Source organism: Brevibacterium sp. 91QC2O2, from assembly GCF_024580695.1.
Classification (GTDB): Bacteria; Actinomycetota; Actinomycetes; order Actinomycetales; family Brevibacteriaceae; genus Brevibacterium; species Brevibacterium moorei.
Genome location: NZ_JANIJY010000007.1, coordinates 82,886 through 97,187 on the forward strand (window position 1 = coordinate 82,886; position 14,302 = coordinate 97,187).

The 14,302-nt window shown below is 66.2% G+C and carries 12 protein-coding genes; 9 read left to right on the top strand and 3 right to left on the bottom strand.

What is annotated here, in order from left to right:
- Window positions 1-95: 95 nt before the first annotated feature.
- The 9 genes from NQ036_RS07380 to betT all read left to right on the top strand — a co-directional run bounded on the left by NQ036_RS07380 (window position 96) and on the right by betT (window position 10,779).
- Window positions 96-554, top strand: coding sequence for a DUF3151 domain-containing protein (locus NQ036_RS07380; RefSeq protein ID WP_257047857.1), 459 nt, complete (start codon window positions 96-98; stop codon window positions 552-554).
- Window positions 555-661: 107 nt separating this feature from the next.
- Window positions 662-1,948 (top strand): adenylosuccinate synthase, encoded by a 1,287-nt coding sequence (locus NQ036_RS07385; RefSeq protein ID WP_257058023.1) that lies wholly within the window; start codon window positions 662-664, stop codon window positions 1,946-1,948.
- 164 nt (window positions 1,949-2,112) lie between these two features.
- Window positions 2,113-4,287 (top strand): S9 family peptidase, encoded by a 2,175-nt coding sequence (locus tag NQ036_RS07390; protein WP_257047859.1) that lies wholly within the window; start codon window positions 2,113-2,115, stop codon window positions 4,285-4,287.
- A 2-nt stretch (window positions 4,288-4,289) separates the two neighbouring features.
- Window positions 4,290-4,952: a hypothetical protein gene (locus tag NQ036_RS07395; protein ID WP_257047861.1), complete on the top strand. Its 663-nt coding sequence runs from the start codon at window positions 4,290-4,292 to the stop codon at window positions 4,950-4,952.
- Entirely contained in the window at window positions 4,949-5,311 is a 363-nt protein-coding gene (locus NQ036_RS07400) for a hypothetical protein (RefSeq protein WP_257047863.1), read from the top strand. The genes NQ036_RS07395 and NQ036_RS07400 overlap by 4 nt, the downstream gene beginning before the upstream one ends.
- A gap of 71 nt (window positions 5,312-5,382) precedes the next feature.
- Window positions 5,383-6,387, top strand: coding sequence for a tripartite tricarboxylate transporter substrate binding protein (locus NQ036_RS07405; protein ID WP_257058025.1), 1,005 nt, complete (start codon window positions 5,383-5,385; stop codon window positions 6,385-6,387).
- Window positions 6,384-7,088: a tripartite tricarboxylate transporter TctB family protein gene (locus tag NQ036_RS07410; protein ID WP_257058029.1), complete on the top strand. Its 705-nt coding sequence runs from the start codon at window positions 6,384-6,386 to the stop codon at window positions 7,086-7,088. The genes NQ036_RS07405 and NQ036_RS07410 overlap by 4 nt, the downstream gene beginning before the upstream one ends.
- Entirely contained in the window at window positions 7,088-8,584 is a 1,497-nt protein-coding gene (locus NQ036_RS07415) for a tripartite tricarboxylate transporter permease (protein WP_257058031.1), read from the top strand. The genes NQ036_RS07410 and NQ036_RS07415 overlap by 1 nt, the downstream gene beginning before the upstream one ends.
- 104 nt (window positions 8,585-8,688) lie before the next feature.
- Complete coding sequence (betT, locus tag NQ036_RS07420; RefSeq protein WP_257058034.1) at window positions 8,689-10,779, top strand: choline BCCT transporter BetT; 2,091 nt, start codon at window positions 8,689-8,691, stop codon at window positions 10,777-10,779.
- 112 nt (window positions 10,780-10,891) lie between these two features.
- On the opposite strand, the gene NQ036_RS07425 is transcribed toward betT, so the two are convergent.
- The 3 genes from NQ036_RS07425 to NQ036_RS07435 all read right to left on the bottom strand — a co-directional run bounded on the left by NQ036_RS07425 (window position 10,892) and on the right by NQ036_RS07435 (window position 14,288).
- The gene (locus tag NQ036_RS07425; RefSeq protein WP_257058035.1) at window positions 10,892-11,848 is read right to left on the bottom strand and encodes a hypothetical protein; all 957 of its coding nucleotides are present in this window, start codon (window positions 11,846-11,848) and stop codon (window positions 10,892-10,894) included.
- 214 nt (window positions 11,849-12,062) lie between these two features.
- Entirely contained in the window at window positions 12,063-13,010 is a 948-nt protein-coding gene (gene cyoE / locus NQ036_RS07430) for a heme o synthase (RefSeq protein WP_257047870.1), read from the bottom strand.
- 81 nt (window positions 13,011-13,091) lie between these two features.
- Entirely contained in the window at window positions 13,092-14,288 is a 1,197-nt protein-coding gene (locus tag NQ036_RS07435) for a cobalamin-independent methionine synthase II family protein (RefSeq protein ID WP_257058036.1), read from the bottom strand.
- Window positions 14,289-14,302: the final 14 nt, after the last annotated feature.

A 14,302-nucleotide genomic window follows, 5' to 3' on the forward strand; every position in this document is an offset into this window, starting at 1 on the left:
GGCGGGTGGCCCGGGGCGCGTGCCGGGTGTGCGAGGGTGCCGACTACGCTGGGAGCCAGATCCCAACGGACCACCCGAGGAATACCGAGGACACCATGAGCGAACACATCTCCCATCCGTCGCTGATCGGCGACCTGGACGCCAAGCAGCTGGGCCCCCAGCCCACCTACCTGCCCGACGACCATCCGGACGTCGAGGCCGCCAAGCGCCTGGAGGGCGGCGAGGAGCCCATCGATGTGGCCCACGACCTGCCGGCCAGCTGCCTGGCCTGGGCCCTGCTGGCCGACGAGGCCTTCGAAGAGGGACGTCGGGTCGACTCCTACGCCTACGCCCGGGTGGGCTATCACCGCGGCCTGGACGCCCTGCGCGGCGCCGGCTGGCGGGGCACGGGCCCCATCCCGTTCAGCCATCCGGTCAACCAGGGCTTCCTGCGGGCGCTGTACGCGCTGGGCCGTGCGGCGGCCTCGATCGGGGAGGAAGAGGAGGCACAGCGGGTGCGGAAGTTCCTCACCGACTCCGACCCCAGCGCAGTGGCCCAGATCGAAGCGCTCTGAGCGCCGACCTCCGCTCGCACCCGCCCGTTCGGTAGAATGGGCAGGTACATCCGCGGCCGGATCTACACCGACCGCGGATTCCTAGTGTGTGAAAGTTGTGATGACTTATGCCGGCAATTGTGGTCGTCGGAGCCCAGTGGGGCGACGAGGGTAAGGGAAAGACTACCGACATCCTGGGTACCCGCGTGGATTACGTGGTCAAGCCCAACGGCGGGAACAACGCCGGGCACACCGTCGTCGTCGGCGGTGAGAAGTACGAGCTCAAGCTTCTGCCCGCCGGCATCCTGTCCCCGAACGTCACCCCGGTCATCGGCAACGGCGTGGTCGTCAACCTCGAGGCCCTGTTCACGGAGATCGACGCGCTTCAGGCCCGCGGTGCCCGCACCGATCATCTGAAGATCTCCGCCAATGCCCATGTGGTCGTGCCCTTCCACCAGACGCTGGACAAGGTCACGGAGCGCTTCCTGGGCAAGCGGGCCATCGGCACCACCGGCCGCGGCATCGGCCCGGCCTACTCCGATAAGGCATCGCGCCTGGGCATTCGCATCCAGGACCTGTTCGACGAATCGATCCTGCGCCAGAAGGTCGAGGGATCGCTCAAACAGAAGAACGAACTGCTGGTCAAGATCTACAACCGCCGCGCCGTGGACGTCGACGAGACCGTGGATTACCTGCTGCAGTTCGCCGAGCGCCTGCGCCCCATGGTCGCCGACACCGAACTACTGCTCAACCAGGCCCTGGACGCCGGCAAGGTCGTCGTGATGGAGGGCGGCCAGGCGACCATGCTCGATGTGGACCACGGCACCTACCCCTTCGTCACCAGCTCGAACCCGACCGCCGGCGGAGCCTGCGTCGGCTCTGGCATCGGGCCCACCCGGATCACCCGGTCGGTGGGCATCATCAAGGCGTACACGACCCGCGTGGGCGCGGGCCCCTTCCCCACGGAACTGTTCGACGATATGGGCCTGTACCTGCAGAAGACGGGCGGGGAGTACGGCGTGAACACCGGCCGGCCGCGCCGCTGCGGCTGGTACGACGCGGTCGTGGCCCGCTACGCCGCGCGCGTCAACGGCTTCACCGACTATGTGCTGACCAAACTGGACGTGCTCTCCGGGATCGAGGAGATCCCGGTATGCGTGGGCTATGACGTCGACGGGGTGCGCCTGGACGAGATGCCCACGAGCCAGTCGGACTTCCACCACGCCACCCCGGTCTACGAGACCTTCCCCGGGTGGAAAGAGGACATCACCTCGGCGCGCAGCTTCGAGGACCTGCCGCGCAATGCCCAGGACTACGTGCTCGCACTGGAGCGCCTGTCCGGCTGCCGGATGTCGGTGATCGGCGTTGGCCCGGATCGCGAACAGTCGATCGTGCGCCACAGCCTGTTGGACTGAGCTGCTCGTTGAACTGAGAGGGTCGCCCGGCCCCGTATCATTCGGCCGACGTGTAAAGTCTTCGACGATTTCTTTACACGTCGGCCGAACGTGTCAAGGGGCTTTCCATGTCGTCCCTATCGGCGAATCCCGGCCGTGTCCGCCCCGTCCGATAGGGTGACACCATGACTGAAAACGTGACCCCGCCACAGGCGAAGCAGGTACCGCACACCCGCACCCACCACGGGGACACGTTCATCGATCAGTACGAATGGCTGCGCGATAAGGACGATCCGCAGGTGATCGCGCACCTGAAGGCGGAGAACGCCTATACCGCCGCGCGGACCGCCGGCCAGGAGGATCTGCGCCAGGCCATTTTCTCCGAGATCAAGGACCATACGCAGGAAACCGATATGTCGGTGCCGGTGCGCATCGGCGGCTACTGGTACTTCGCCCGTACCTATGAGGGCAAGGACTATCCGGTGCAGTGCCGTGCCACCGCCGTGCCGGCAACCGCCGACGACGCCTGGGAACCCCCGGTGGTCGGGACCGGCAAGCTGAGCGGCGAACACGTGGTGCTCGACCTCAATGCGTTGGCCGCAGGGGCGGAGTTCTTCTCCCTGGGCACCTTCTCCCTGTCCGCCCACGGCCGGATGTTGGCCTACTCGGTCGACACCACCGGGGACGAACGCTATCTGCTGCGCCTGCGCGATCTGCACACGGGCAAGGACCTGGCCGATCAGATCCCCGACACCGTGGGCCCCGTGTTCTTCGACCGCAGGGGCGAATACCTCTTCTATACGACCGTGGACGCCGCCTGGCGGCCGGATACCGTCTGGCGCCACCGGATCGGAACTCCGGCGGCCGAGGACGTGCAGGTGTTCCACCAGTCCGATGAGCGCTACTTCGTGGGGCTGGCGATCAGCCGTTCGAAGAAGTACATCTTCCTCGTCAGCGAATCCAAGGTGACCTCGGACTGGTCCTATCTGGACACCTCGGCGCCGTTGGAGGATCCGGTGCGGGTGCGGCCTATGGTCGACGGCGTCGAATACAATGTCGAACACGCCGTGATCGGCGGCGAGAGCCGCTTCCTCATCACGCACAATGAGAATCGCGCGGACTTCGAAATCGTCGACGTGCCGGTGCTCGAGCAAATCGGCGCGGACCCGGTGCGTCCCGTACTGGCGCCGGAGGTGCTCGAGGGCAAACGGATCGAGGGCGTCGACGCCTTCGCCGGGTTCCTGGCGATCTCCTACCGCGAGGGCGGATTCGCCCGGGTCGGTGTGATCGACCTGGGCGTGGGCCGGGAGATGGAAGAGGGCGAGAAGCCGATCGCGGCCCAGGTCCTGGGCAACGACACCTTCACCTACCCACAGCTGCGGGAGATCCCCACGGGCCAGGAGATCGGCACACTGGGTGTTGCCGGCAACCCCGAATGGGGGCAGGAACTGCTGCGCCTGGGCTATACCTCCTGGATCACTCCGCGCCAGGTGCTCGACTACGACGTGCTCACGGATCAGGCCACGGTGCGCAAGCAGCAGGCGGTGCGCGGGGCTGATCTGGCCAGTTACAGCCAGCGTCTGGAATGGGCTCCCGCGTCCGACGGCACGCTGATTCCCGTATCGATCGTCTGGCGCGCCGACCGGGTGGTGTCCTACCCCGCACCCACTGTGCTCTACGGATACGGATCCTATGAGGCCAGTATGGATCCGTACTTCTCGATCGCCCGGCTGTCCCTGCTGGACCGGGGGGTCGTCTATGCGGTGGCCCATATCCGCGGCGGTGGGGAGATGGGCCGGGCCTGGTACGACCAGGGCAAGACCCTGAGCAAGCGGAACACCTTCACCGACTTCGTCGCGGCGGCGGATCACCTGATCCACAAGGGACTGACCGTCCCACAACGGCTGGTCGCCACCGGTGGTTCGGCCGGCGGCCTTTTGATGGGGGCCGTGGCCAATATCGGTTATGACCGATTCGCCGGGATCAGCGCGCACGTGCCCTTCGTCGACCCCCTGACCTCGATCCTCATGCCCGAACTGCCGTTGACCGTCATCGAATGGGACGAATGGGGTGATCCACTCCATGATGCGGAGGTCTACGCCTATATGAAGTCCTATTCGCCCTATGAGAACGTGGGAGACCACCCGTACCCGCAGATCCTGGCGCTGACCAGTCTCAATGACACCAGAGTGCTTTACGTGGAGCCGGCGAAGTGGACGGCCCGGCTGCGCGAGGTCGGAGCGGATGTGTTGCTGAAAACCGAGATGGTGGCCGGTCACGGGGGCGTCTCCGGACGTTACGACGCCTGGCGCGAGATCGCCTTCGATTACGCTTGGCAGCTAAGCGTATTAGGAGTCTGACCATGCCCATCCGCACCGCACGCGTTCTGTTCTGCATTGCGCTGGCCCTGCCCGTCGTGTATTCGCTGGCCACGTCCGTGGTCTACTCACTGGCCGACCCCGGCCGGCTCACGGTCCTATCGCAGGCCTTGAGAGCCCTGAACCTCCTGGTGGTGTTCATCTGCCTGATCCTGGCGCTCGTAGCGGTGTGCACCGTGCCGGGCACGGTGACGGTGCGGCGCGTGATCGCAGGGGCCCTGGTGGTGTGCGCGGAGGGTCTGCGCCTCATCGTGCCGATGGTGGTGAGCGTGCTCATGGGCTCCGTCCTCACCGGTGGAGGGGCCGGCGCCGTGCGCGGATACAGCCTGATCCTCCTGCTCAGTTCCACTGTGGCGACCTGCCTGTTCCTGTGCGCCTGGCCGGTGGTCCGCAACCGGGGGATCGTGTCCTATGCCGTGGTGGTCTGCGGTTGTGTGGTGGCCGCGGTCGTCATGGGCGTGGTCCAGGCCCTGAGCAGTGGCATCACCGTCGGCCTGCGCGAATACACCTGGGCCCCCTGGCTGAACACCGCACTGTCGGTGGGCGCCACAGCCTGGTACATTGCGCTGCTCTACTTCGCCCGGCTGTTCGACCGGGGCGGGGCCCCGCCGCAGCCCGGGGCGTGGCCCCAGGCGGGTCCGCGATGATCCTCGATGTGGGCGCCGCGGTCTTCGCCCTGGTCACCGTAGCCCTGGGCCTGGGCGTCTACCTGCCGGTGCGCAGCGCCGCCGTCGGGCGCCTGAGGCGTGACGGGCGGGGCGGCTTGCGCACCCAGGCGACGTGTAAGTCCGATGAGGCCTGGCAGCACGGGCACACCGCCGCGATGATCTATGTGAAATCGATGCCGTGGATCATCGCGGCGGCCCTGGTGTTGGGCGTGCCCGGTTGGATCTGGCTGGGCGCCGGTGCTGGCCTCATGGTGTTCAGCGTCGCGGTGGCCTGCGAACTGTTCGTGCTGATGTTCGGGTTCGCCTTCGCAGTCATCGCAGCCCGCGACTGCCGTTGATTCGGGTTGTCTTAGAGAATCCTGTGTGCATAGACTGACGCAGTCGCAATTTCATCAGGATGAATGGACCAATGATGACCCAGGATTCGCATCTGACCCGCCGTCGGTTCGGCTATCTCGCCTATGGCGTGCTGGCAGTGGCCGCGGTGTCCACGGCAACGGGCTTCTCGATCAAGAAGGGTGCCGCCGCCGGCGACCTGTCGGCCAATCTGACCCTGATCGCACCCGCCGGAGCCGGCGGCGGCTGGGACGGCTTCGCCAGGGAGACCCAGCAGGCCATGCGCCTGTCGGGGGTGACGAACAATGCGCAGGTGCTCAACATCCCCGGCGCCGGCGGCACGATCGGCCTGGGCAAGTTCGCCACCATGGACGGGCGGGCCGATACGGTCCTGGCCACCGGTTCGGCCATGACAGGCGGCATCGCCTTGAACAAGTCGCCTGTGGGCTACAAGGATGCGACCCTGCTGGCCCGGGTGGCCGAGGACTACGACGTCCTCATCACCGCCAACGACTCCCCGTACCAGTCCATGGACCAGCTGGTCGGCGACTGGAAGTCGGGCAAGAAGTTCAAATGGACCGGTGGCTCGGCCGGTTCCATCGACCATCTGACCGTCGCCCAGATCGCCCGGGTCAACGACATCGACCCCGGCACCATCACCTACATCCCCAAATCCGGTGGCGGTGAGGCCATCGCGACCCTGCTCTCGCACACCACCGACTTCGCCTGCACGGGCTACAACGAGGTCTCCGACCAGGTCGAGGCCGGGCGCGTGCGGGCCCTCGGACTGGCCGCACCCAAGCGGATCGCCGGAATCGACATCCCCACCATGACCGAACAGGGCCACAAGGTCACGATGACCAACTGGCGCGGTTATCTGGGCGCCCCGGGCATCAGCGAGGACGAGAGGGCCCAGCTCATCGACATCCTCGATGCGACCAGGAAGTCCGAGGCCTGGCAGGACGCCCTCAAACGCAATCAGTGGACGGACGTCTGGCTGACCGGCCCGGAATTCGAATCCTTCATCGCAGCAGATCAGAAACAGACCGACGAGATCCTTAAGGAGCTGGGACTATGAGCACGTTCATCACAGCCCACCGGTGGGGCAAGGGCACCTGGTGGGAGGGCCGCTCCGGTCTGCTCGTCCCGCTCATCGTCGCGGCCTTCGCCACCTATCTGCTCATCGGCATCCTGACCATGGACGTGGCCGAGGACACGGACTGGCCCGGTCCCACCTTCTTCCCGATGCTCATCATGATCGCCTGCTACATCCTGGCCGTTCTGTTGGCCGTGGCGATCATCCGCCACCCCGAGACGGTCGACGACACCCCTGACGATGCGATGGCCGCAACCGACGACGCCTCGCCCGCGCTCGCCGCGGCCAGGGCGGAACGGGCCGAGGAGACCGCCCGCGCCTTCGCCGACCCGGGAAGTTCCGCGGTCGCCGCCTCCCGGCTGGAACCGGCGGGGGCCTCGGCGGATGAGCGCAGTGCCCAGTACGAGGCGGCCAGGAAGGACGTCAAGCACCGGACCCATTCGGACTTCGCAGCCCTGGCCTGGGCGGTGGCCGGGTTCGCGATCTTCGCGGCGTTGATCGTGCCCGCCGGCTGGATCATCTCCGCCGCCGCCCTGTTCTGGTGCGTGGCCCGCTCGATGGGATCGCGCAGGCCATTGTTCGACCTGACCCTGGCACTGACCTTCTCATCCCTGGTCTACCTGGCCTTCGACACCCTGCTGGGGCTCAATCTGCCCACCGGCATCCTGGGAGGTGGCATCTGATGGATGCGCTCATGCACTTGATGGACGGCTTCGGCCACGCCTTCACCCCGATGAACCTGTTGTGGGTGCTGGTCGGCTGTCTGCTGGGCACCGCGGTGGGCGTGTTGCCCGGCCTGGGTTCCTCGATGGCGGTGGCCCTGCTGCTGCCCCTGACCTTCGCCCTGGACCCCACCGGCGCATTCATCATGTTCGCCGGCGTGTACTTCGGCGGGCTGTTCGGCGATTCCACCATGGCGATCCTGATGAACACGCCCGGCCAGTCATCGGCCATCGCCTCGACCTTCGAGGGCCACAAGATGGCGCTGAGCGGGCGCGCCCCGCAGGCCCTGGCGACCTCGGCGATCGGTGCGTTCATCGGCGGGTTCATCTCCTGTGTCGTCGTGGTCTTCCTGGCACCGGTGCTTGCGGACCTGTCGGCCAGTTTCGGCCCGGCCGAGTATTTCGCCCTGGCGCTGTTCGCCTTCGCCGCAACCTCCTCGGTCGTCGCGGACTCCGTGCTCAAGGGCCTGGTGGCGCTGGTGCTGGGCATCGGGATCTCGGTCATCGGAATCGACTCCGTCTCCGGCACCGAACGCTTCACCTTCAGCGTGCAGAACCTGTTCGACGGGATCTCGCTGGTCACCGTGACCGTGGCAGTGCTGGCCCTGGGCGAGGTCTTCTTCATCGCCAGCCGGATCCGCCGCGATCCCAACCGCGCGGAGATCCGGGCCTCTGGCAGGCCCTTCCTGTCGAAGTCCGAGTTCCGCGAGGCGACCCCAGCGTGGCTGCGCGGCACCGCGATCGGCCTGCCCTTCGGCGTCATCCCGGTGGGCGGTGCCGATGTGCCGACCTTCATGGCCTACGGCCTGGAGCGCAAGCTGGATACGCGCCGGAAGGACCCGCAGTTCGGCAAGGGCGCGATTCGCGGTCTGGCCGCCCCCGAGGCCGCCGGCAATGCGACCACCGGCACCGCCATGGGCGCCCTGTTGGCCCTGGGCCTGCCGATCTCGTCGACGGCTGCGATCATGTTGGCGGCCTTCCGCCAGTACGGCCTGCAGCCCGGGCCCCTGCTGTTCGACCGGGCGCCCGACCTGGTGTGGGGCCTGCTGGCCAGCTTCTTCATCGCGATGATCGTGCTGCTGGTCATCAACCTGCCCTTCGCACCGCTGTGGGCCAAGCTGCTGCTCATCCCCAGGCCGTATCTGTACGCGGGGATCGCGGTGTTCTGTGGGCTGGGCATCTACGCGACCAGCGCCTCGGTGTTCGATCTGTGCATGCTGCTGGGCATCGGCATTCTGGGCTTCATCCTGCGCCGCTACGGGGTGCCGCTGGCGCCGCTGATGATCGGCATGGTGCTGGGGCCCCTGGCGGAGACGAATATGCGCGACGCCCTGCTGTCCTCCGATGGCAGCCTGGCGGTCTTCTTCCAGTCGCCCATCGCGGTCGTCCTCTACGTGATCCTGTTGGCCGCCCTGGTCTACACGGGCGTGGGCCGCTGGCGCGCGCGGAAGCGGTGAGGCCCGCGGTGGTGTGGCCGGTGTCTGCTTGATTGCTCACGTTCACAAGGTTTCTTCCCGTTTGCCCTGATATCGGGCGGGCAGGTCATTAAGCTTGTTAACCGATGTCTTCCACGACCGCCGGACCGCTTGAAGCGGAACCGCACACACCCAAAGTCAACTGGCCGGTCTTCGGGACCTCGGCCGCCATCATCGTCGCCATCGCCGTCTGGGCGATTGCGGCGCCCGGCAGTGCGCACACGGTGCTCACGACCATCGTCGACTGGGTCTCGCGGACCTTCGGCTGGTACTACATCGCCACCGCCACGATCGTCATCGGCTTCGTGCTGTTCATCGCGGCCTCGTCCTCGGGCCGGATCAAACTGGGCCCGGACCACGCCAAGCCCCAGTTCAACATGTTCACCTGGACGTCGATGCTGTTCGCCGCCGGCATCGGCATCGACCTCATGTTCTTCTCCGTGTCCGAACCAGCAGCACAGTTCCTCGACCCACCCCAGGGCCATGTCGACGACCCGCTGAACCCCGCCACGGCGCCGGGGGACCGGGCGCGGATGGCGATCGTGTGGACCCTGTTCCACTACGGCATCACCGGCTGGGCGATGTATGCGCTGATGGGGGCGGCCTTCGCCTACTTCGCCTACCGGCGCGGGATGCCGCTGAGCATGCGCTCCATCCTGTCCTGGGTACTGGGACGCCACGCCGGGGGCGGGCTGGGCAACGGCATCGAGGTGCTCAGCGTGCTGGGCACGATCTTCGGCATCGCGACCAGCCTGGGCATCGGTGTGGTCCAGCTGAACTGGGGCCTGCACCTGATGTTCGGCATCGACCAGTCGATCCTCTGGCAGGCGGTGCTCATCGCGCTGTCCGTCCTGCTGGCGACGATCTCCACCGTCTCCGGCGTCAACAAGGGCATCCGCAGGCTGTCCGAACTCAATGTCATCCTGGCCGTGGTCCTCATGGTCTACGTCATCGCCACCGGGCAGGCGGGCTTCCTGTTCGACGCCCTGGTGACCGATGTGGGCGACTACGTGGCGAAGTTCCCCGAGCTCATGCTCAACGTCTTCCCCTTCACCGACCACAGCGCCTGGATGAGCCAGTGGACGCTGTTCTTCTGGGCCTGGTGGATCGCCTGGGCGCCCTTCGTGGGCCTGTTCCTGGCGCGCATCTCCCGCGGCCGGACCATCCGCCAGTTCGTCTTCGGCGTGCTGGTCGTGCCCTTCGTCTTCATCGCGGTGTTCATCTCGGTCTTCGGCAATTCGGCTCTGCGCCTGATCATGGACGGGGACCTTGACCTGGCGAACACCGCGGCCAATGCCCCCGAGCAGGCCTTCTACGCGCTGCTGGAACACTATCCCGGAGCGCCCTTCGTGATCGGCCTGGCGACCGTGGTGGGCCTGCTGTTCTACGTCACCTCTGCGGACTCCGGCGCCCTGGTCCTGGCGAACTTCTCCAGCCACCTGCACGACCCGAAATCCGATGGGGGCAAGCGCCTGCGCGTGTTCTGGTCGGTGCTCACCGGCGTACTGACACTGGCGATGCTCATCGTCGACGGGGTGTCCACCCTGCAGGGGGCCACGCTCATCATCGGGCTGCCGTTCTCCATCGTGCTCTATCTGGTGATGATCGCCCTGTACCGGGCGCTGCGCCAGGAGGCCAGCCACGCCGCCGGCCGCCTGGTCTCGATGCCCGGCCAGCTCTCGGGGACCTCGGGCATGTCGTGGCGCGCCCGCCTGCGGCGCCTGACGAACTACCCCGGTGCCCAGGCGACCGCCCGGTTCATCGACACGACGGCCACCTCGGCGCTGGAGAAGGTCGCCGGCGAGTTGCGGGATTCCGGGGCCACCGCACAGGTCGAACGGGCCGAGGTCGCCCCCGGCGGCCTGCACCAGGTTCAGCTGGTCCGCGAGTTCCCCGATGGTGAGCCGTTCTCCTATCAGCTCTATCCGGTGGCCTGCGAGGTGCCCCGCTTCGCCCTGCGCTCCGGGCGGGCACAGGCAGAGGAGTACTTCCGGGTGGAGGTCTTCACAGCGGAGGGCTCGCGCGGCTGCGATGTGCTGGGCTTCACGGAGGAGCAGCTGATCGCCGATGTGCTGGCCAATTACGAGTCCCATGTGGAGTTCCTGCGTCTGGCCGACGACCAGCCGGACGAGGAACCGGACCGCGAGATCATCACCGACTGGGAAGACGACTTCTAAGCTCCGCCTCTCATCCTGCTCGAGTTCCACTACTTACCGAAATGTCGATTTCGGGGCTGAAACGTCGATATTTCAACATTTCGTCAAGTAGTGGAACTCAGGAATGTGAAGTCTAGCCGCGCCAGCCGCGGGACCGGAGTTCCCGGCGGATCTCCGGCATATAGTCCTCGGCTGGGAACTCCCCTGTGATCACCACGACCTTCCAACCCACGTGCTCCAGTTCCAGACGCCTGCGGTTGTCCTCGGCGATCTGTTTGGCGGTGCGCAAATGGTATTCCCTGCCGTGGTATTCGACGGAGACCTTGAAATCCTCGAAGGCCAGGTCGATCTCCCGCTCCTGGGTGCGCGTGACTTTGACCCGGAGGTTCACTGTCGGCTCCGGCATCCCGTCGGCCACGATCAGCAGCCGCCACTTCGTTTCCATCGGGGAACGCACCCCGTCGCGGGCCCTGGCTGCGGCCCTGCGGGCCAAGGCTATGTTCCGGGCTCCGTCCACAGTTCGCAGACCCTCGATGATGTCTGCAATCGGCATCCACGGGCTGCCGTGAAAGGGCCCGGCGAGTCCGTCGATGACGGCCACCAGTTCGTCCTCACTCATGTGGTTCGCGAGACCTACGATGACGCCGATACTCGAATTGGCCCAGAGGCCGAACCAGGGCTGTGGCTCGTAGAGCTGCGTTATCCGGCAGTGGACCTCGCCGAGTCTGGGGTAGTTGGAACACGTGGGCAGGGCGATGTGCAATCCTGCGTGTTCCTTCAGCCGGTAGGGCAGGGGGAAGCCGTAGAGTCTGGCTGCGCTGATGGAATCGATGAGCAGCTGCGGTCTCCACAGTTGAACGGCTTTGGCGTGAGAATAGGTCTCGACCCAGTCCTGGTCGGCGAATTCCGGGACTTCGACCGAGTCCGTTTGGGTCGGGTGCAGGAGGACCCCGGGTACGTCTCGGACACGGGGCATCCGGCGCAGAGCGTAGTCGCTGAGGCCCCCTGCAATCGCATCGCGGTGTGTTATGAACCGTGGCAGTTCGATCGTCTTGAGCGGACCCGTGAAGGGGCGTCGGATGGTCTCCATGACCGCATGATCACGAAGGCGATAGCGGGAGGCCAGGCGTTGAAGGTGTCCTGTGGATACGGGCTCAGCCGTACACAAGCGACGATGTCGCGGTGGGTGGTGGGACCTCGGCCCTGTGACCTCCGGTCGTTACGTTCCACTACGTGACGAAATGTCGAAATCTGGTCGAAATTACCGATATATCAACATTTCGGTAAGTAGTGGAACCTGAAAACTAGCGGAGCCAGGGTTCGATGACGAGGACCGCGCAGATGAGCATGATGTCGAGCAGGGAGATCTTGAAAACGCGGGATGCCCAAGCGATCGCATCGGTCTTGGCCCTCTGGCCCAGTGCGCACACGACCAGCCAGTAGACGGCGAAGACCAGCAGGACGGCCGAACACCAGACGGAGATGTGAGCGCCGAAGACCATGAGGACATTGGCCGCCAGGTTGAGGATTGCGGTGGCCAGGATCAGGCGCTTGGTGGGGGTGACGCCGTACGCTACGGCCGCCACCGGCACCCCGGCTGCGGCGTAGTCGTCACGCCGACGGATCGAGATCGCGAAGAAGTGCACCAGCTGCCAGGCGACCAGCAGCAGGAACAGCGCCAGCGCCTCCCAGCCCAGGCCCAGCCCACCTGCGGTCAGGCCCGCAACCGGCGGAATCGCGCCGGGTACGGTGCCGATCAGAGTCGAGTGCACGGTGTGGTGCTTGGACCAGGTGTAGACCAGGGCGTAGGTGACCCAGCCGATCACGCCCAGGACACAGGTGAGCGAATTGGTCATGGTGCCCAGAATCGTCACACCGGCGATGCCCAGTACATAGCTGTAGGCTGTCGCGGCGAAGGGGCTGATGAAGCCGGTGACCTGGCCGCGGCCGGCGGTCCGGGCCATCCGCGCGTCGATTTCCCGGTCGAAGTGGTTGTTGACCACGCACGCCGAACCGATGATGCAGGCGGTCCCCAGGATCAGCGCCAGGAAGACCACCGGATCGAAGTGCCGGGTCGCGAAGGTGTAGGCGGCCGCCGTGACCAGGGTGTTGCTCATCACGATGCCGGGCTTGACGGCATCGATGTAGAGCTTCAGGTGCCGGGCGAAGCCGATGCGCTTGCCCCGCTGGGAGGCGACCTGTGCTGTGGCCTGTGCTTTTCCCTGGGGGTCGGTGGAGACGGCGGCGGACATGATATTAGCTTACCGGACGAACCCCGGGGCCGAGGCCGCGCAGACCCTGCGCGGCCCCGTACCGTTTGTCACGTCTCGGGTTCACAGACGGCGGGAGGCGATGTCTGCTCCCGCAGCCAGGGACTCCAGCTTGGCGAAGGCGATCTGCGGGTGGACGCGTCCGCCCAGGCCGCAGTCGGTGGAGGCCACGACGTTCTCCGGCCCCACCAGCTTCGCGAGGCGCTCGATGCGCTGGGCGACCAGTTCCGGGTGTTCGACCACATTGGTCGAATGCGATACGACGCCGGGGATCAGGTACTTGCCATCGGGCAGCTTCACATCGCGCCAGATCGTCCATTCGTGTTCGTGGCGGGCATTGGCCGCCTCGAAGGTCAGTCCGTTCGCGTTGATCGTGAGCACCTGGTCGACGAAGTCCGCGAACGGCAGGTCGGTCACGTGCGGGCCGTGCCAGGAGCCCCAACAGGTGTGGAAGCGGACCAGCGCCGGATCGATTCCGCGCAGTGCGTGGTTCAGGGCGTCGATGCGCACCTGGATGAAGGCGCGATAGTCGGACAGCGCGGGTTCGGGGTCGATCTGGTCCCAGGATTCGGCGATCGAGGGGTCGTCGACCTGGACGGTCAGGCCGGCGTCGGTGATCGCCTTGTACTCCTCATGGAGCACATCCGCCCAGGCCCACACGACCTCTTCATCGGTCTTGTAGTACGTGTTGCCGATCCGGGCGGCCGAACCAGGGGCAAGGGAGTTGATGAACCCGCGCGATTCGTCGATCCCGGCGGCGGCCAGGCCGGCCTTGAGGTTCGCAATGTCGGTGGCGACCGCCTCCTGCCCGATATAGGTCAGCGGGCCGGTGATGACGGGGAAGGGCAGGCCCGCGCGTGGATGGATCGAGGCCTCTTCGTCGGCGTATGCCTGGGCGAACAGCTGCCGATCGCGGCGTTCGGTGAAGGTGGCCAGGGCCAGTTTGCCCGGTGCTGCGGGGGCCGGTTCGGCCTCGCGCGCCCCGCCGGTGGCCAGCCCCAGTCCGCCTGTGCGCTGGAATGAGTAATGCCACCAGGCACCGAAGTTGATCTGTTCGGCCATGGTGTGGCCGTATTCGCCGTCGTTGACGATGTCGATGCCCAGCGCCTTCTGCTTGGCGACGATCTCGTCGACGGATTCGGCCAGCAGGGCGTTGAATTCGGCGGGGGAGCCCGTGCCCTCGTTCTTGGCCCTGTTCGCGGCCAGCAGGGCGTCGTTACGGGGCAGGGAGCCGGCGTGGCTCGTCAGGATTTCAGTCATGACTCCCAGCATGG

Excerpts from the sequence above, each read along its gene's own strand:
- NQ036_RS07380 (WP_257047857.1), top strand. The coding sequence starts at position 96 with ATGAGCGAACACATCTCCCATCCGTCGCTGATCGGCGACCTGGACGCC.
- NQ036_RS07425 (WP_257058035.1), bottom strand. The coding sequence starts at position 11,848 with ATGGAGACCATCCGACGCCCCTTCACGGGTCCGCTCAAGACGATCGAA.
- NQ036_RS07400 (WP_257047863.1), top strand. The coding sequence starts at position 4,949 with ATGATCCTCGATGTGGGCGCCGCGGTCTTCGCCCTGGTCACCGTAGCC.
- NQ036_RS07385 (WP_257058023.1), top strand. The coding sequence starts at position 662 with ATGCCGGCAATTGTGGTCGTCGGAGCCCAGTGGGGCGACGAGGGTAAG.
- NQ036_RS07415 (WP_257058031.1), top strand. The coding sequence starts at position 7,088 with ATGGATGCGCTCATGCACTTGATGGACGGCTTCGGCCACGCCTTCACC.
- cyoE (WP_257047870.1), bottom strand. The coding sequence starts at position 13,010 with ATGTCCGCCGCCGTCTCCACCGACCCCCAGGGAAAAGCACAGGCCACA.
- betT (WP_257058034.1), top strand. The coding sequence starts at position 8,689 with ATGTCTTCCACGACCGCCGGACCGCTTGAAGCGGAACCGCACACACCC.
- NQ036_RS07435 (WP_257058036.1), bottom strand. The coding sequence starts at position 14,288 with ATGACTGAAATCCTGACGAGCCACGCCGGCTCCCTGCCCCGTAACGAC.
- NQ036_RS07410 (WP_257058029.1), top strand. The coding sequence starts at position 6,384 with ATGAGCACGTTCATCACAGCCCACCGGTGGGGCAAGGGCACCTGGTGG.
- NQ036_RS07395 (WP_257047861.1), top strand. The coding sequence starts at position 4,290 with ATGCCCATCCGCACCGCACGCGTTCTGTTCTGCATTGCGCTGGCCCTG.
- NQ036_RS07390 (WP_257047859.1), top strand. The coding sequence starts at position 2,113 with ATGACTGAAAACGTGACCCCGCCACAGGCGAAGCAGGTACCGCACACC.
- NQ036_RS07405 (WP_257058025.1), top strand. The coding sequence starts at position 5,383 with ATGATGACCCAGGATTCGCATCTGACCCGCCGTCGGTTCGGCTATCTC.